Annotated in this window: 13 protein-coding genes; 10 read left to right on the forward strand and 3 right to left on the reverse strand. The window is 58.3% G+C overall.

The genetic code is table 11. From position 1 onward, the window contains the following. Window positions 1-9 precede the first annotated feature (9 nt). The 6 genes from K3G63_RS11410 (at window position 10) to K3G63_RS11435 (ending at window position 8,793) form a co-directional block, all read left to right on the forward strand. Window positions 10-303, forward strand: coding sequence for a hypothetical protein (locus tag K3G63_RS11410; protein ID WP_220614255.1), 294 nt, complete (start codon window positions 10-12; stop codon window positions 301-303). Between the two features lie 148 nt (window positions 304-451). Continuing rightward, window positions 452-1,516 carry a tetratricopeptide repeat protein gene (locus K3G63_RS11415; protein WP_220614256.1) on the forward strand — a complete coding sequence of 355 codons (1,065 nt, stop codon included), beginning with the start codon at window positions 452-454 and terminating at the stop codon, window positions 1,514-1,516. Window positions 1,517-1,648: 132 nt separating this feature from the next. Further along, window positions 1,649-3,691, forward strand: a complete 2,043-nt coding sequence (locus tag K3G63_RS11420) for an OmpA family protein (RefSeq protein ID WP_220614257.1) — start codon at window positions 1,649-1,651, stop codon at window positions 3,689-3,691. A gap of 168 nt (window positions 3,692-3,859) precedes the next feature. Next, window positions 3,860-7,360, forward strand: a complete 3,501-nt coding sequence (locus K3G63_RS11425) for a hybrid sensor histidine kinase/response regulator (RefSeq protein ID WP_220614258.1) — start codon at window positions 3,860-3,862, stop codon at window positions 7,358-7,360. A 40-nt stretch (window positions 7,361-7,400) separates the two neighbouring features. Continuing rightward, window positions 7,401-8,129 carry a LytTR family DNA-binding domain-containing protein gene (locus K3G63_RS11430; RefSeq protein ID WP_220614259.1) on the forward strand — a complete coding sequence of 243 codons (729 nt, stop codon included), beginning with the start codon at window positions 7,401-7,403 and terminating at the stop codon, window positions 8,127-8,129. 52 nt (window positions 8,130-8,181) lie between these two features. Next, entirely contained in the window at window positions 8,182-8,793 is a 612-nt protein-coding gene (locus K3G63_RS11435) for a PKD domain-containing protein (RefSeq protein WP_220614260.1), read from the forward strand. A 521-nt stretch (window positions 8,794-9,314) separates the two neighbouring features. Here K3G63_RS11435 and K3G63_RS11440 read toward each other — a convergent pair. Continuing rightward, window positions 9,315-10,856 (reverse strand): hypothetical protein, encoded by a 1,542-nt coding sequence (locus K3G63_RS11440; RefSeq protein ID WP_220614261.1) that lies wholly within the window; start codon window positions 10,854-10,856, stop codon window positions 9,315-9,317. A 359-nt stretch (window positions 10,857-11,215) separates the two neighbouring features. Between K3G63_RS11440 and K3G63_RS11445 the strand changes: the two genes are divergently transcribed. The 4 genes from K3G63_RS11445 to K3G63_RS11460 are packed head-to-tail and all read left to right on the forward strand — an operon-like array spanning window position 11,216 to window position 15,485. After that, window positions 11,216-11,647, forward strand: coding sequence for a hypothetical protein (locus K3G63_RS11445; RefSeq protein WP_220614262.1), 432 nt, complete (start codon window positions 11,216-11,218; stop codon window positions 11,645-11,647). 60 nt (window positions 11,648-11,707) lie between these two features. After that, window positions 11,708-13,426, forward strand: coding sequence for an ABC transporter substrate-binding protein (locus K3G63_RS11450; protein WP_220614263.1), 1,719 nt, complete (start codon window positions 11,708-11,710; stop codon window positions 13,424-13,426). Window positions 13,427-13,431: 5 nt separating this feature from the next. Continuing rightward, the gene (locus K3G63_RS11455) at window positions 13,432-14,487 is read left to right on the forward strand and encodes an ABC transporter permease (RefSeq protein ID WP_220614264.1); all 1,056 of its coding nucleotides are present in this window, start codon (window positions 13,432-13,434) and stop codon (window positions 14,485-14,487) included. Continuing rightward, on the forward strand, window positions 14,484-15,485 hold the full coding sequence (locus tag K3G63_RS11460) for an ABC transporter permease (RefSeq protein WP_220614265.1): 1,002 nt from the start codon (window positions 14,484-14,486) through the stop codon (window positions 15,483-15,485). The genes K3G63_RS11455 and K3G63_RS11460 overlap by 4 nt, the downstream gene beginning before the upstream one ends. Before the next feature lie 588 nt (window positions 15,486-16,073). Here K3G63_RS11460 and K3G63_RS11465 read toward each other — a convergent pair. Both K3G63_RS11465 and K3G63_RS11470 read right to left on the reverse strand, forming a co-directional pair. Continuing rightward, a complete protein-coding gene (locus K3G63_RS11465) occupies window positions 16,074-16,982 on the reverse strand; it encodes an NAD(P)-dependent oxidoreductase (RefSeq protein ID WP_220614266.1) in 909 nt (302 codons plus the stop codon). Window positions 16,983-17,036: 54 nt separating this feature from the next. Continuing rightward, window positions 17,037-17,678 carry a peptidylprolyl isomerase gene (locus K3G63_RS11470; protein WP_220614267.1) on the reverse strand — a complete coding sequence of 214 codons (642 nt, stop codon included), beginning with the start codon at window positions 17,676-17,678 and terminating at the stop codon, window positions 17,037-17,039. Window positions 17,679-17,769: the final 91 nt, after the last annotated feature.

Consider the following 17,769-nt stretch of genomic DNA (forward strand, 5'->3'; position numbering starts at 1 on the left):
TAAACTGCTATGACCTACGCCACTTTCCTTGCTTCCCAAACGCGGCCTGAACCACCCGCGGGCCTCTCGCCCTTGTTACTTGCCCTTTGGCACGCTGGCCGCGACGAATGGCACCAGGCCCACGATATTGCCCAGGACAATGAGCATGACCCGTTACAGAACTGGCTCCACGCGTTTCTGCATCGCCAGGAAGGCGACCAGGGCAACGCCGCCTACTGGTACCGGCGGGCGGGCCGGCCCGTTTTCAGCGGGACGTTGCGCCGCGAATGGGAAGAGCTGGTTCGTACTCAGCTATCTGCTTAAGCGGCTCCTCCACGAATAGCCCAGAGGAAATACTGGGTATATTCCGTCTTGAAAAGATCATATAATAGGATATTCATTAACTTGATCTACTGCTCTTTGCGCAATTAAAATTATATTTATCCCGCGCCGTTGAAACTGGCGGGATGCTATGCTAAAGACACCTCTCTTCTCCGCTGCCCTGCTACTGACCGCTTTTACGGTCCAAGCGCAGGTTGATACCGTTCGCGCAACTACGCTGCCGCCGGCCCAGCTAGCGGAGAAGCTCTACAACAGCGGAGTCGCTAAGTTTAATCAGAAAAGCTACCGGGCGGCCCTCCAGGATTTTGACCGAGCCCTGGCGGCGAAGCCCGACTTTGCCAAGGCGTACTACAACCGGGCGGCCGTGCGCTACGAGTTGCAGGAGTACCAGCCCGCCATCCAGGACTACGACCAGGCCATCAAGCTCGACCCAAACACGTTCGGCTCTTATTTTGGTCGGGCCCAGGCCCGGGAGGCCCTGCAGCAGCCCGCCGAAGCCGAGCAGGACTACGGCCGGGCCACTGAGCTGAAAGCCGACTACGCGCCCGCCTGGTACTACCGCGGGGCCCTACGCTTCGAAAAAGCCGATTATCAGGTAGCCAAGGCTGATTTTGACGCCGCTATCAAGGCTGATCCAACGTACACCTATGCCTGGCACGACCGGGGTAGTACGCAGCGCCAGCTGGGCAACCTACCCGCCGCCATTCAGGACTATACCCAAGCCCTGAAGCTGCAGCCTGATTTGTTGCCCGCCTTGCTGAACCGGGCCGCTACCCGCCGCCGCGCCGGCGACCTGAAAGGCGCCCTGCAGGATTACAACGACTACCTCGCCAAAAAGCACGACAATGCTTTGGCATACACCAACCGCGGCAGTACTCGCTACGAGCAGGGAGATTACAAAGGTGCCGTAGAAGATTTTACCCGGGCCGTGGAGCTGGACGCGCGCTACGCCTTTGCCTGGAACAACCGCGCCGCTACCTACCTCAAATTAGAAGACTACCAGCGCGCCGAGGCCGACGCTACCAAGGCCATTGGTTTGAACGGGCAATACGCCGAAGCCTACCTCAACCGGGGCCACGCCCGCGAAATGCTCCGCCAACCCGATGCCGCTTGCCAGGACTGGCGCAAAGCGGCCGAGTTGGGTCTGGAAATCGGCAACACGCATGCGGCCAACTCGGGTTGCGGAGCCGAATAACTCACTAGGTTGTCATGCGGAAGCGGGGCCAAAGCATTTACCAGAAGGTACCCAATTTACTATTAGAGTTTCAGCCCACAAGATACTTCTGCTCCGCCTCTGCATGACGAGCCGGTAACGCCCTCCTTCACTATGCACAAATACCTACTTGCCTTCTTGCTGCTCTCTGCCCCTATGACGGTGCTGGCCCAGAATGTGGAGTTCAGCAAGGATCAGTTCGGCAATGACAAGGAAGGGCTGAAAACAGCCCTCAAGGAAATCAAAGCCGGTGATGAGTTCTATGACCTAGACCCGCCCCGCTACGAACAGGCCCTGCCCCACTACCTAACGGCCCAGAAGTTCAACCCCAACAACGCCCAGCTCAACCTTAAAATTGGGGACAGTTACTTGCATTCGGGCTTCAAGCCCCGGGCGCTGGCGTACCTGCAGAAGGCTTACCAGCTCAACCCCGACGTAGACCCGCGCATCCATTACCTGCTGGGCCGGGGGCTGCACCTCAATGCGAAGTGGGACGAGGCTATTGCCGAGTACAAGCGCGCTACCCCTGCGGCAGGCACCAAGAATACGGCAGCCTTCACCCAGAATATTCAAAAGAAGATCCGGGAGTGCGAGAACGGCCGAAAGCTGGCCGCCAAGCCCAGCCGCGTGTTCATCGACAATGCCGGCCCCGGCGTAAACTCGCCTTACGCCGATTACGGCCCGGTTATTACGGCCGACGAGTCGGTGATTCTCTTCACTTCGCGCCGCGACAACTCTACCGGCGGCCAAAAGGACCCCGAAACCGGCGGCTTCTTTGAAGATGTGTATCAGAGTACCCGCACTGGCAAGGGTGAGTGGAGCCCGGCGCGCAATCTGGGCGAGCCGGTAAACACCGAGGGCCACGATGCCACCGTAGGCCTCTCCCCCGACGGGCAGCGGCTGCTGGTGTACCTGGAGGAAAACGGCGGCGACCTGAACGAGGCCAATTTGCGGGGCGCGGAGTGGCGCAAGCCCCGGCAGCTGGGCTCCCGCATCAACTCCCGGGCCCACGAGTCGTCGGCGGCGTACACGCCGGATGGGCGCAGTCTTTACTTTGTAACCGACAAGGAAGGCGGCCTGGGCGGGCGCGACATTTACAAAGTGGAGATTGAGGGTAGGGGCCCAGCCGTCAACCTGGGCTCCGTCATCAACACCCAGTACGGGGAGGAAGGCGTATTCCTGCACCCTGATGGCAAAACGATGTACTTCTCCTCCGAAGGCCATAACTCCATGGGCGGCTACGACATCTTTAAGTCGGTGTACCAGAACGGTAAGTGGAGCCCGCCGGAAAACCTGGGCTGGCCTATCAACACCCCCGACGACGACGTATTCTTCGTGATTTCCGCCTCGGGCCGCCACGGCTACTACTCCTCCTTCCGCGACGATGGGCTAGGCTCCAAAGACATCTACCAGATTACGTTCCTGGGCCCCGAAAAGCCGCCCCTGCTCAGCCAGGAAGACCAGCTGCTCGCTTCGCGGGTGCAGCCGGTAAAGGAAACCCTGCTGGCCCCGCCGGTAGCCATTGCCTCGGCTCAGGTAACCATTCTGAAAGGGGTAGTAACCGACGAAGCCAGCAAGCAACCCACGGAGGCTACCATTGATGTTATCGACAACTCCCTGAACCAGATTATTGCCTCGTTCCAATCGAATGCGCAGTCGGGGCGCTACCTGGTGTCGTTGCCCTCGGGTGTGAACTACGGCATTGTAGTACGCAAGGACGGCTACTTGTTTCACTCCGAAAACTTCGATTTGCCGGCTGGCGCGGCGTATTCGGAGGTAGTGAAGGACATTGCCCTCAAGAAGCTGGATGTGGGCGTAAAGGTGGTGCTCAACAACATCTTCTTTGATTTCGACAAGGCCACGCTGCGCAAGGAAAGCACCGGCGAGCTGGAGCGCCTGCAAAAGCTGCTGACCGAAACACCCGCTCTGCGCCTGGAAATTTCCGGCCACACCGACAACGTAGGCAAGGCCGAATACAACAAAGACTTGAGCCAGCGCCGCGCTAAAGCTGTGGTGGACTACCTAGTAGGGAAAGGCATCGACAAGGGCCGGCTGACGTTTGCCGGCTACGGCGACGCCCAGCCGGTGGCGCCCAACACCACTAAAGCCGGCCGCCAACTCAACCGCCGCACCGAGTTTAAAGTAACGGGCAAGTAGATTTTTAGACCGCAGAGGGCACAGCGCGGTTCTTACAGTGAGCGGCTCTGCGCCCTCCACGGACTAAAACGCATCTGAACGTCAGAAAAACCAATTTACCGAGTAAAAGAGCAGCTTAGGCGCTAATACAAAAAACGCCCCGCCGCCCGCAGTATCTTGCCTGATGTGATGCGCCGCCTACTGCTCTTTTTACTCTTTTTCACTCACATTGCCAGGGCCCAGCAGCTACCCCCTCAGCGGTTTCTGAAGCAATTCGGTGCCGCTGAAGGCCTGCCCCAGCCATTCATCTACGCCCTGGCCCAGGACCGCGCCGGCTACCTCTGGATTGGTACGGCCGAGGGACTGGTGCGCTTCGACGGGACGGAGTTCGTCACGTTTACCACTACCGATGGACTGGCCGAGAACTTCGTGACCCGGCTGGCTCTTGAGCCTGGTACCGGCCGCTTGTGGGTAGGACATTATCAGGGGGGCCTATCCGTAAGCCAGGGCCGCCGTTTCCGCCGCGCTACGGCCGCCGATGGCAAGGAGCTTCGTGCAGGCAAAGGGTTGCCCGCCCCCGATTCGGCCGTAATTGGCCGCTTCTGGCGCCGTTACCAGCCAGCTTTGCCCACCGGCGCCATTATTAGCAGTTTACTCCGTGATGCGGAAGGTAACCTCTGGCTGGGCACTGCCGGTCAGGGACTATGGCGGCTAACGGATGCGCACGTAGCACTCTACCCCACGCCCTCCGGGTTCACGGCCCTGGCCGGGCGGGGGGGCCTTGTGGCCGCAGGCACCGCCAAGGGGCAAGTAGTACGGCTACAAGTCACGCCCACTGGGTTGCAGCAGCGCTTCTGTTCTGAACCGACTAGTGGCACCATTACCGCCTTACTGCCTAGTAACGACTGGAGCCTGGTAGGTACCGAAGGACAGGGCGTACGACCTTGCGCACTAGTAGCTACGGATGCAAATGCTCCTGATCTGACGGGCCTGCCTACTGACTTGCATGTAACCTCTTTGATCCGGGATGGGTCAACAGATGATTTTTTGCAAGGTATCAGAAGCTTATGGGTCGGCACCGTAGGGGATGGGGCTTTTCAGGTAACCAACCAGCAGGTGCGCCACTACACCACGGCCAACGGCCTGCTCCACAACGATGTGTATGCTATTCTGCCCGACCGTCAGGGCCGGGTGTGGTTTGCCACCCACGGTACCGGACTGGCCGTGCTGAAAAACGGCCGTTTCACCGTGTACCGTCTCGTGCCGGGCGGCGTAGATGCCACCGCCCTGGCTCAGGACAGGGCCGGCCGCGTCTGGATTGGCACCGAGGGCGACGGGCTGTTCTGCTACGCTAACGGCCGGTTTCGGCAATTCACTACCCAGAATAGCGGCCTGCTGAGTGACTACTGCTACGGCCTGCTACCCACCTCCGCCGGCCTGCTGATTCAGCACCGGAACGGCTTCACCCTTGGCCGCGGGTCAACCTTCGCGCCTCTTTCCACGCCGGGCAACCCAATCATCCGCGACTTGCTGCCCAATGCAGCCGCCCTGCTGCCCGCCCCCGATTCGGCGGTGGTACTGGCGGCACGCGGCGGCTTGGTACGGGTGCAGCTACCCGCGCGGCTGCCGGCTCCTACGGCGCTGGTTTCGCTTACGGGAGTGGAAGTGGACGGGGCCCGGCAGCGAACAACCACCTTGCCGGAGCTAGCTGCCCGCCCCCACCGCCTCACGTGGTTTTTCCGGGTAGCCAGCCTGGCTCCGGCCGGCACCTGGCAGTACCAACACCGCTTGCGGGGCTTCCACGACCACTGGAGCCGCCCAACTACCGTTGGAGAGGCCGATTTTCCGCGCCTCGAGGCGGGCCGCTACGTGCTGGAGGTGCGGGCCCGCCGTGGCAGTGAGGGCCAGTGGACTACGCCCATTACCACGGTAGTACACATTGCTACCCCCTTTTGGCGCACGTGGTGGTTTGCGGCGCTGGCACTGGTGGCAACCGGCGGACTGGCGTACGCCTTCACCCGGGCCCGCACGGCCACGCTGCGCCGCCAGAAACTACAGCTGGAAACCACCGTGCGCGAGCGAACCGCCGAGCTGCGCCAGCAGAAAGCGGCCATTGAGCAAGCCAACGCCGACCTAGTGGTAGCCCGCGACGCCGCCGAAGCCTCGCGCCGGGCTAAGGCCCAGTTTCTGGCCAACATGAGCCACGAAATTCGCACGCCCATGAACGCCGTAATTGGCCTCACGCACTTGTTGCGCAACACGCCCGTGGATGCCGAGCAGGGCGAGTACCTGGAAGCCATTCAGTCGTCGTCGCAGAACCTGCTAGTCATCATCAACGACATTCTGGATTCCTCCAAGATGGAGGCCGGTAAGCTCACCCTGGAGCAGGCTCCTTTCCGGCTGCCCGAGATGGTGGAGCGGGTGGCGCGCATGTTTCAGTTTGCTACCGAAGCAAAGGGGTTGTACTTCCGCACGCAGGTAGCGCCTGAAGTGCCCGCCGCCATTCTCGGCGACTCCGTACGCCTGACTCAGGTACTGGTTAATCTGGTAGGTAACGCCGTGAAATTTACCACCCGCGGGGGCGTTAGCGTGCGCGTCAGCGTAACGACCGAGGCGGAAGCTCCCCGGCTGCGCTTTGCCGTGCAGGATACGGGTATTGGCATTGCTGCGGATAAGCTGGATGCCATTTTCGAGGACTTCTCTCAGGCCAATGCCAGCACTACCCGGCAGTTTGGCGGCACGGGCCTGGGTCTGAGCATTGCCCGCAACCTGGTGCACCTACACGGCGGCCGGGTATGGGTAGAAAGTGAGGAGGGCCAGGGCTCCACGTTCTGGTTTGAAATCCCCTGCCTCCCCGCCGATGAAGCCAGCGTCCGGCCCGAAGCGGCCGCTTCCCTGGCTCCCTTCGAGCCGGCGCTACGGGTGCTGGTTGCCGAGGACAACGACCTGAACCAACTGGTAGCCCGCAAAACCCTGGAAGCCTGGAATGTGCAGGTAACCATTGCCGCCAACGGCCGCCTAGCCGTGGAAGCCGCTACGCAATACCCCTTCGACGCAGTGCTGCTTGACGTGCAGATGCCGGAAATGGACGGCTACGAAGCAGCCCGCCAGCTGCGTATGCTCTTCCCCGACGCCGTGCGCCTACCCCTCATCGGCCTCACTGCCTCGGCCCTCCCCGAAGACCGGGCGCTGGCCCTGGAAGCCGGCATGAATGACACCTTGGCCAAGCCCTTCGACCCGGCCGTGCTCTACGCCCGCCTGGCGTATTTTACCGGCCGCACGGCTACCCCCACAGCTTCCGTTCCCCCGCCCCCCAACCAGCCGGCAGCCGTAGCCATTCCTACCCCTACCGAGTTACCCGACTGGAGCCTGCTGGAGGAGTTGGCGGGCGGAAACGAGGCTTTCGTGCAGCAGATAATCCGGACTTTCCTGGCCCAGGCCCCAACGCTGGCGGCGCAACTCCCTTTAGCCGCCTCGGGGGCAGAGTTGGCTTCGGTTGCGCACAAGCTGAAAGGACAGGTTGCCTATTTCGGGGTGGCCACCTTAGCGCAACACCTGGAACTCCTGGAGCAGGAAGGCCGACGTGGTGCTGAGCCACGCCAGCTAACACCTTCAATAGACCGTATTAATCGACAGCTCACGGCCTTATGCCCCCTCCTTGCGCAACGTCTGCCGCAAACTATCGTCTAGGCGCATAGGCTTTTTCTGGTTGAATTGTACCTTTGACGTTATGGCCGAACCCGCTACTACCCTGCGCTGCCTGGTTGTTGACGACGACCCGCTCGCCCTGCAGATTGTTGAAAACTGCGTAGCCAGCACGCCTTTTCTGGTGCACGCCGGTAGCTGCGACAGCGCCATTGCCGCCGCCGAGGTCCTGCGTACCCAGCCCGTTGACCTGCTATTTCTGGACGTGGAAATGCCGCTGATGTCGGGCCTGGACTTGCTGCGTACTTTACAGCATCCGCCGTTGGTTATCCTCATTACCAGCAGCAAAAGCTACGCCGTGGAAGCCTTTGAGTATGAAGTGCTCGACTATGTGGTGAAACCCATCAGCTACGCCCGCTTCCTGCAGGCGGCTCAGAAGGCCCTCTCCACGTACGAAACCCGCTTGAACCCTGCCCTTGATACCATCGAGGCCCCAACTAATACCCAGTTTACCTTTGTGAAGGTGGACAGTAAGCTAGTGAAGGTGCTTTTCGACGAAGTGCGCTACGTGGAGGCCCTGGGCGACTACGTGCACATCGTGACGGGGAAAACCAAGCTGATTGTGTACAGCACCATGCGGGCCGTGGAGGAGAAGTTTCCGTCGTCTTTGTTTGCGCGGGTGCACCGCTCCTTTATTGTTAATCTTAAACGGGTGCAGACCATCGAAGACAACACCGTCCTCATCGATGAGAAGCACATTCCCATTGGCCAGACCTACCAGCGCGAAGTATTTCAGCGCCTGAACAAGTTCTGATGGGGGTAGTAATTCCGGTAACCAATCCTTTCCTTTTCACATTTCTCGCTGCTTGCGTTTTCTGCCGTTTTGCCTGCTGGTGCTGAGTTGGTGGCTGCTTGCTGCCCCGGCCGGCTATGCCCAACAGGCCGGCGACACGCTCAGCGTCGACTGTCCGCTGCCGCGCGTTGCGGAGTTGTGCGTGGAGCTGGACGCCAGCCGGGCCGTTGACCCCGGGGCTGGGCCGCTTACCTTCCGCTGGAACATGGGTGACGGCACCCAGCTCACGGGTCCAACGGTTTCTCACTGCTATCAACAGCGCAAGCTCTATACCGTTCAGCTTGACGTAGTGGAGGAAGCCACCGGCGAAGTGCGCCGTGCCGAAAAACTAATTCCCGTCGATTTTACCCGGGAAATTGTCCTCAATTTCCGCGCTGCTCCCACTGATACCGTTCGGGTAGGCCAGCCCGTTACCTTTGACGCCCTGGATTCGCAGCTACCATTGTGTCAGAACGTAGTGGTGCTCTGGGATTTTCGGGACGGATACGTGACCAATGGCCGACTCGTGCAGCACGCCTTCCGCCGCCCTGGCCAGTACGCCATCCGGATGAGTTTGCGCGGCAACGGCCCCGATGCCTGCCCGACCAGTCATTGCGTGAGCCGCACTGTGGTAGTAGTACCCTGAACACCAGTACCACGGTTCGGCTCACGCAATGACTAGTCGAGCGCCCTAGTGGCCCTTTTGGCCATAAGCGCCGCTCTGTCTGCCAACCGTTCCTCCCCTGGTTTTGCGGTAGAAACGCGCGGCCCAGTAGCTGCCGGCTTACCTTACCCGGAACTCAAGCCCCATTAGTTCAGGCAGGTGTACGCCAACGCTCCGGCCATGCTGCCGAATACCCTGCGCACTACTGGCCGGGGCTGCATTATCCCACTGAAGAGCATATTGATTACTGCGCAGTAGCAGCGCTACCCGTGCTGCCAGCGGCCGTACGCATGCCAGTTTCTCTCTAAAAGCCAACGGCTCCCGTTGCTCCAGCCGTAGGTCGGGCAAGGTTGCCCCTCCACCAGCCGCGGTCAAGCGAGTAGTGCTGCTTCACGCTGCCACAGCTAGCTCAGCAAGGACGGCCACCCGGCGTTAGCGGCAACACCATTCCCCCTCTCCGTCCTTTTCACTTTCTGATGGCACCGAAAAGAACGCTCTATGATTTACCCAACGCGGGCACGAGCGGCCTGCTCGGCAGAAGCTTGCGCTGCGGCCAGTTGGCGTAGAATGTTCAGCGTTAGTGTCCAAAGGTCTTCGTAAGGGATAATCTCAATTTCGCCATAGGCTTCCCCGGGCTGCGGGGCAGCTTGGAGCCGCTCTAGCAACGGCGCGGCTTTCTTTTCGCACGCCTCGGGCACGAAGTTTTCCTTTACCGTCATCAGTAGCATACGGAAAAAGAGTTGGCTGCGTAGCGTCGCCGGGTCGCGCAGGTGGCGCTGCTCGTACTTACGCAGCCCCTCCAAGCGCGCCAGCAGGCCCTCAATGTCGCGCCGTCGCAGGAAATACAGAAACTGCAGAATCAGAATGGCCACGTTATAGCCTTGCTTATCCCGGCTGTAATCGGGTACGGTTTGAACGAACTGCGCAAAGTGGCGCATTTTAAGCGGCGAGGGCTCAGGGCGCACGAACTGGATGTAGGCCTCGTATAGCTCCCAGCGCTGCTGCGCAGCGGAGCGCTGTTTGCGGTGGTAGGGGTTTTTTCGGGCCTGCTGCAAGAGGTCGTGGGCTTGCCCGTACTGGCCGGCGTGCATGGCCAGCAGCAGGTAGGTTTCAAGGTAGTAAAACCAGTTACCCGAGGAGTAATGGAAATCCTTAAAGTACTCCTCAGCCAATATCAAGCCTTTCTTGGCCTGTCGGGTCCGCAAGTGAGCGTACACGCTCATGTAGTTGTTAAACCGCTTATCAAAGCGTCTCTCGTTGATTTTGCCCTGCTTGCGCGCCTTCTCAGTGGCGGCTGTCAGCCGGATGATTTCCTCGTAATTACCGCTCAGCTCTTCCTTTGACATTTTTGTGACATACAGGAAGTGAAAGGTATTATAGCTCTTGGCCTTTTTATGGATAGCCTCCAGGCGTTCTAGTTGGGCCGGCAACTGCTTTAATAAACCCTGCCGCCAGCGCACTTTGTGCTGCAGCACCACTTTCATCTCGTAGTACAGTTCCTCGGCCTCATCCTCCAGGGCTAAAAGCTTTTGCAGTTCCGCTAGCTTTTTACTCATTGCTTTAAAGCGTGCCTGGTTGCGCGTTTCAGCGTATAGTATGCGCAGCATGCGGGCGCACACTACCGCGTACTGGGTAAGCTCCGCTTCGCAGGCCACTGTCAGGGCCTTGCGGTAGAGTCGTTCAGCCAGCTTGTACTCTGATTCCCCGCTCAAAATCTTGGCTTGGTGCAGCAGGCCCAGGCAGTGCTGCTCGTGCCGCCGGGACACAATATGCCGAATATCCGTATGGTCCAGGAAATACAGGTGATTAAGCAGTTTTTGCTGCACTCGTGACTTCAGCTTGCGGAAAGCAGTCTGGTTTCTTTCATCGACACCGCCGTATAATGATTTCACCAGCTTATTTTGAGTCACATTCGGGTCGTCTTCCAGTAGGCGCACCAACTGTAAGTCTTTGCTGACCCCGTTGCGGGCCGAGAAGTCAAGAAAAGGCAACACCGCTAGCCGCCGGTCGGTCACAATTTTTACTAAAGTAACTAGTTCATCCATGCTGATAGTGCGATTATTAAGCTATTAGCGCTAATTAACGCAATGTTTTCAACTCAAAACACGCGTCACAAAAATTAAATACTTAGCCTTTACTACTATTCATTGCCGGGTAAATCTTTGTAGTTGGAATGGTATATTTTTTTGTGCTGAAACAAGTCACAGAGAGCTTACTTATGTCCACGAAAAATTTTAATTAATCTAGCTCAAACCCTACTTAAGGCCTCTTTCGAGTCTTTTGCCACGGGGGCAAACTGCTCATTTTTAGCGTCACATTTACGCCGCATCTTTCCTTTACGCGGGCTGGTTTGGAGTTCACCTTTGTGTCATTCAATTACTTGAACCACAAACAATTCCAAGTCATGATAAAGTCCCTCGCCCTCGTTCTCCTGCAGATTGCCAGCTTCTCTTTCGTTGCTTCTGCGCCTACCCACCATTCAGTAACCACTACTGCTCCCTCCCTTGCTCAGGAACATGGCACGGGCGGCTGGGGTGATGGCTACCTCGCGGCCGAACATGGTACCGGCGGCTGGGGCGACGGCTACCTGGCCGCTGCCGAGCATGGCACGGGCGGCTGGGGCGATGGCTATTTAGCTGCAGCTGAACATGGCACCGGTGGCTGGGGCGATGGGTACTTGGCTGCAGCTGAGCACGGTACCGGTGGCTGGGGCGATGGCTACTTGGCAGTAGGTGAGCACGGTACCGGTGGTTGGGGCGACGGCTATCTGGCCGCTGAACACGGCACGGGCGGTTGGGGCGATGGGTACAAGCATGCTGTTACTGCGGTCTGCTAATTTCTCCTCCTAAAAACGTGGTAACTTGCCAGACCGAATTCTCCGTGCGGTTACCCGTTCATGAAGCAACTTCTTTCCGGTCTGATTTTGCTCGTATGGGCAGGATTATCTTCCTGCTCTACCCCTCCTGCCAATACGTCTCCCTCCACGGTGCGCATTCGCTGGGCCCGCGACCCGGATAATCTGGATCCGCTTATTGTAAGCAACCTTAGCGCTTACGAAACCATAAACCTACTGCACTGCAGCCTGCTGCAAGGCAACGACTCTACCTTAAGCTATGTGCCGTGGCTGGCAGAATCCCTGCCTACCACTCGGGTCGTGAATGACTCGCTGCTGCACATCACCTACCGAATTCGTCCGGAAGCTACTTGGGATAACGGCTCCCCAATTCTCGCGCGCGATGTTGCCTTCACCTTGAAGGTCATGAACTGCCCCGGCCTACCCATTGAGCTAGCACAGGCTCAGTTTGGGTTTATCCGGGATATTATCCTAGACCCGCAGGACTCCCGCCGGTTTACTTTACTATGCACGCAGCAAGAGGTAGGCTCCTCCGGAGACTACTCCATCTTGCCCGAATACGCGCTAGATCCACGGGGCACACTGCGCCCTATTTCGCTAGAGCACTTACGGACGCAGAAGCCCCCGAGCGTGGTGGCCGAATTTGCCCGCCGCTACGAGGCATTGGAACTGGCGCGCCATCCGGAACGGCTGCCAGGCTGCGGCCCCTATCGGTTAGTGAAGTGGCAGAGTGGCCGCGCCCTTACCCTGGAGCGCAAGCCCAACTGGTGGGCCGATAAGCTTCCGGCTCCTCCCCCACCCCTCCAGGCATTTCCTGCCCGCCTGAGCTTTCAAATCATCCCGGACGCCGCCACGGCTACGCTAGCCCTCCGCCGGGGCGAACTAGACCTGTATTCTCTGATGCCGGCGGGCGAGTTCACTCGCCTGCAGCATTCGCCCACTGATTCAGCTCGCTTACGGTTTTACACGACTGATTCCTACCAGTTCCTGACGGCCAGCTTTAACGTGCGTCACCCTGCCTTGCATGACCGGCTAACCCGCCAGGCACTGACGCATCTTTTCAATATTCCAGCCCTCATTCAGGCTTCCCAACAGGGAGCCGCCTACCCTAGCGTTGGGCTTATCAGCCCACGCCTGAGGCAGTACTACAACGATAGTCTTCCTTTACCGGATTTTAGCCCTGCTACCGCCTTGAAACTTTTGCAGCAGGCGGGCTGGCAACGTCAGACGAATGGTTCTTGGCAACGGCGCGACGCCACTGGGCGCCTGACCCCATTAGCTGTGCAAGTTGCTTACCGGGCGGGTGAACCAAGCTTCGAGACGGCTGCGCTACAGTTCCGGGGGGCTGCTGCCGCTTTGGGCGTTGCCGTGGAGCTGCAGCCAACGGAGTCCTCCTTGCTGAACCGGCAGCAGGAAGCAGGTAACATTGATATGCTCATCAGCAACCTGTCGGGTAATCCGTTTCTGTATAACTTTACTTCTCTTTTGCACTCAAGCAGTGTGGGCGTGAGCAACTTCACCGGGTTTGCTACCCCCGAGTCCGACCGGCTGATTGAAGAAATTGCTCTCACGCGCAATTCCTCCCGGAAAGCTGTTTTGTTGCGCAAATTTCAGCGGCTGCTCGCTACGGAGCGGCCCTTTTCGGTTCTTTACTTTCTAAAGTACCGCGTAGCCGCCGCGCGCGCGCTAGGGCCTATTCCGGTTACTGGCATCAAGCCCGGGTATGAGGCAGCCCGCATCCGCCCCCTACCTCTTCATTGACCCGTATGCCTGGAAGGTCGTTGCTGCGCTATGTGGCCCGCACGGCAATAGCCGGCTGGCTGACCGTTTCTTCCTTGTTTCTTATCAGCCGCGCTTATACTGACTCCGCTGCTTTCCTGCGTAGCTCCCTGGAGAATAGCAGCCGGCCGCTGCCCGCTGCTCGCCGGGCCCGCCTTACGCAGCAGCTGTTGCAGCGCTACGGGCTGGATGTGCCGCTGTTTTATATAACACCTGATTCCGCTACCACGTGGCGGCCTTCGTGGCGCTGGAACGGGGTACGCAACCAGTACCACCGCTGGCTGACTCGGGCAGTTCAGGGCGATTTGGGTACCTCCTACCGGGATGGAAGCCCGGTAACGGAGCTGCTTGCCCGCTCACTGCTCTACACCCTGCCCTTAACTGTACTGGCGGCCGTCTGCAGTATAGGTCTCACTTGGGGCATAGTGGTCTGGATGAACGTACGTCCCAGTTGGCGCAGCATGGGCCTACTTAGCCTCCACGGCTTACAAGCTGCCCCCTTGTTTCTGACGGCCACTACCCTGCTGCTGCTGCTAGCAAACCCCGACGTGTTGGCGTGGTTTCCCGCTTTCGGTCTTGGCCTGGAGGATTTGGAGGCCTCCTGGTGGCAGCAGCCAGGCCGACTACTGTACTTTCTGGTACTGCCAACGCTGAGCTTAGTGCTGGTAACGCTGCCAGGATTGGCGGTACAGCTGGATGGTGCCCTGCAACAAGAGCTACACCGACCTTACATTGCTACTGCCCGGGCCAAAGGCAGCAGCGTCAGCCGCGTGGTCTGGCATCATGGCCTGCGCAACGCCCTGCTGCCTACCCTGGCCCTGCTTACTGAGTTGCTACCCAATCTAGTGGCGGGCTCCACTGTGGTAGAGCTGTTATTTGCTCTCCCGGGCATGGGACGTTTGCTGGCTGAATCTGCCGCCACGCAGGATTATCCCGTACTAATTGGAGCCATTGGCCTAGTAGCACTGGTCCGGCTGCTAGCCCAGGTGGTAGCCGATATTCTGTACTGGGTAGTTGATCCCCGAATTCGGGTTCAGGTATGAGTCGCTCCCGAGTATCACCTGGATTGGCAGGTATAGCCGGGGGCTGGCTGCTGCTGATAATCCTGGCGGCTTGGGCGACGCCCACTACCGTACCCATTCCGGACCTGGCCCGGGCCGGTTACCCGCCATTCCAGGCTCCGCACTGGCTGGGCACCGATCCACAAGGCCTGGATGTGGGGTGGTCCTTGCTGCAGGGTAGCCGTACTGTAGTTCTTATTAGCGTACCCGCTGCCTTGCTAACACTGCTGCTTGGAACTGGGCTCGGTAGCGCGGCCGGCTTTTGGGGCAACAGACTAGCTCTCACCCGAGCGCGGGCAGTAGCAGGAGCTGGGCTGCTGACGAGCGGCCTCCTATTTTGGGCACAGTTAGCTGCTTTTCCTATCCTAGGCGCGCTTTTTCTGCTGCTGGCAGGTTCGCTAGAGGCCTTGCTGCGGCGCACCCGGTGGGGCCGGCAGCCTCACTTCCTGCCGCTTGATGCTGCTCTCTCCGCATGCAGTGCCCTACTGGACTCTATTCCGCTTCTGCTCTTAGTAGTTGCTGTCGCCTCTGTGCAGCGGCCCTCCGTTAGCGGCATCGTAAGCCTGTTGGCTTTAACTTGCTGGACTACTCCGGCCCGGCTTATGCGAGCTGCTACCTTGCAAGTAGCAGTACAGCCCTACCTCGAAGCCGCCCGGATGACCGGACTTACAGATCTACAGCTCTTACGGCGTCACATCTGGCCCAATACCTGGCAAGTAGCAGCAGTACGTTTCCCGATGACAGTAGCCGCCCTAATTAGCCTGGAAACAACGCTGGCGTTCCTGGGCATCGGGCTGGCACCGGAAACACCAAGTTGGGGACGTATCTTATCGGCTGTCCGTCAGGCACCTACGGCGTGGTGGCTGGTTGTTTGGCCAGGCTTGGCCTTAATCGTTACCCTGCTAAGTTTGCACGTTTTATCCCGCTGGTTGCAAGACCGCATGGATGTCACAAATACAAGCAATAATCTTCTCACCTAAATACAACCTCATCTATTTTCATCATTTCAAAACGGTATTTTTCAGCCGCCTACGCTTTATTTTACAACTGCAGCTTACGCACCGCTACCACTTACCTCAAGTTTATATCTACAAAATACAAGTCACAATTTTCAGTATAGTGTCCTTTACAGCCCCCTATGGTATCTACTAATATTGTCATGTGGAACAGGTAGCACGATAGGTACTGCCTGCTCTGCTGAGCTAGTTCAGAAGGTCCCCGCTGTATTCAGGAACCTTCTCCGCTCAGTTCCTTAGACTACGGGTTCGGGGGCTTTCCCAAACGAGGCAATCAAGTGTCCGACAGGATGCGCTCAGCAAATCAGGCTATACATGGTAGTCTTCCGTTTGCTGCCGGGTAGAAAGGATTTAATAAAATGGAACGTATAGTAGAGGGTACGTGCATCTGCTCGTATGCTACCCTACTACTCTCAGGTTGTTGCAATAGGTGTGTGAAAACCCCGCAGGCATTGTCTGCGGGTTTTTTGCGTAACGGCTTTGAGCAGCTACTTTTCCCTGCTGACACCCTGCGATACTTAACCCACGCATGCTTCTACTCCCGGCTGGTCACTAAGGACCAGGTTCTGTCTGGCTGGCAAGCAAGGCTATTCCTTCCCGGAAAGTGCGGGGCCGAAATCCTAGCTCTTGCTCGGCTTTAGTAATGATAAACCCTGTGCGAAGCGGGCGGGTGGCTGGCTGGGAGAAGGTGCTGGCATCTACCTTCTCCAGTAAGTTGGCATCCAGATCAAAAAAGGCTGCTACCTGCTGCGCCAGCTGATACGGGGTAAACAACTCATGGCTGCTAATATTAAAAATTCCGGTGGCGTTGCGCTCCGCCGCCAGCCAACACCCCTGCGCCAGGTCTTCGGCCAGCGTGGGGGTCCGGTACTGGTCGTTAACTACTTTGATAGCGCGGCCTGCCTGCAGCGAGTCGCGCACCCACAGCACAATATTGGTGCGGCCGTAGTCGTGTGCCACCCCGTATACCAGCGCCGTGCGTAAAATCGCCCAGGGCGTAGAACAGGCCTGCACTAGTTTTTCTGCCGCCAGTTTACTTTCCCCGTAAAAATTGATGGGTGCTGGCTGGGCTTCCTCAGTTAATGGCCCTTCGCTGCCGCTGAAAACAAAGTCGGTGCTGATGTGCACGAGGTGAATGTGGTGGCGTTGGCAGGCTGCTACTAGATACGATACGGCCGTTACATTAAGCGCCCAACACGCCTCCTGATTCAACTGACACTCGTCCACGTTGGTCATGGCAGCGGTATGAATCAGGTGGGTAGGCTTTTCGTGCGCCAGCACCGTGGCTACCTGCGTGGCATCGGTCACATCCAGGCTCAGAAACCGGACGTCAGGATACAGCGCCGCTAGCTTGTTGCTACCGCGCGAGGTAGCAATTACCTCTACCTGGGGCTGCTGCCGGAGCAGAGCAATCAACTTCTGCCCTAGCAAGCCATTAGAACCAGTAACCAGAATTTTCATGAAGGTAGCGCTATGGGCGATTAAAGCAGCCCCGTGTGAGGCCGGAGAGCAAGCTTAATACTGATAGCCGTAGAGTTCTGTAATCTTTTTCTTTCTCAGCTTCTCCACCTTCATGGTCATCTTGACGTCCGTGACGGGGCGGTTCCGCTCGGCGGTGGGTTGCTGAGCAATTTTGTCAACTATTTCCTGCCCACTGATAACTTGCCCAAACACAGTGTACTGACCATTCAGGTGCGGCGTGCCCTGGGGGTTCTGCACAATATAAAACTGCGAGGCGCTGCTCTGCCGCTGCGGATTCACAAAATCGGGGGTGCGCGCTGCGGCTACGGCTCCGCGCTTGTGGGTAAACTCGGGCTGAATTTCGGCCGGAATCATTTGGGCATTTGGCACCCCTTCGCCGTCATTTAGCGGGTCCATATCTTTGGAATTAGGGTCGCCGCCCTGAATCATGAAGTTGGGAATCACGCGGTGAAAAGTAGTGCCGTTGTAGAAGCCGCTCTGGGCCAGCTTCAAAAAATTGGCTTTGTGCAGCGGGGTTTTATCAAATAAAATCAGGCGGATATCTCCCTGAGGGGTAGTAATGGTGACTACCTCGTCTTTTTTGCTTTTGCGCGGTCCTTTGGCAGCTTTTACTACGGGTGCACTCAGCCCCACTAGCAGGCCCACCAGTAGCGTGTAACGAAAGAATGATTTCATAGGGAGCAGGGTCAGAAAGTTTGCGGACGAAATTACGGGGTTTCCCTTGGCGCAGCTACATATTTTGCTTACTCCGCAGGACATATGGATC

Source organism: Hymenobacter sp. HSC-4F20 (genome assembly GCF_019599275.1).
Lineage (GTDB): Bacteria > Bacteroidota > Bacteroidia > Cytophagales > Hymenobacteraceae > Hymenobacter.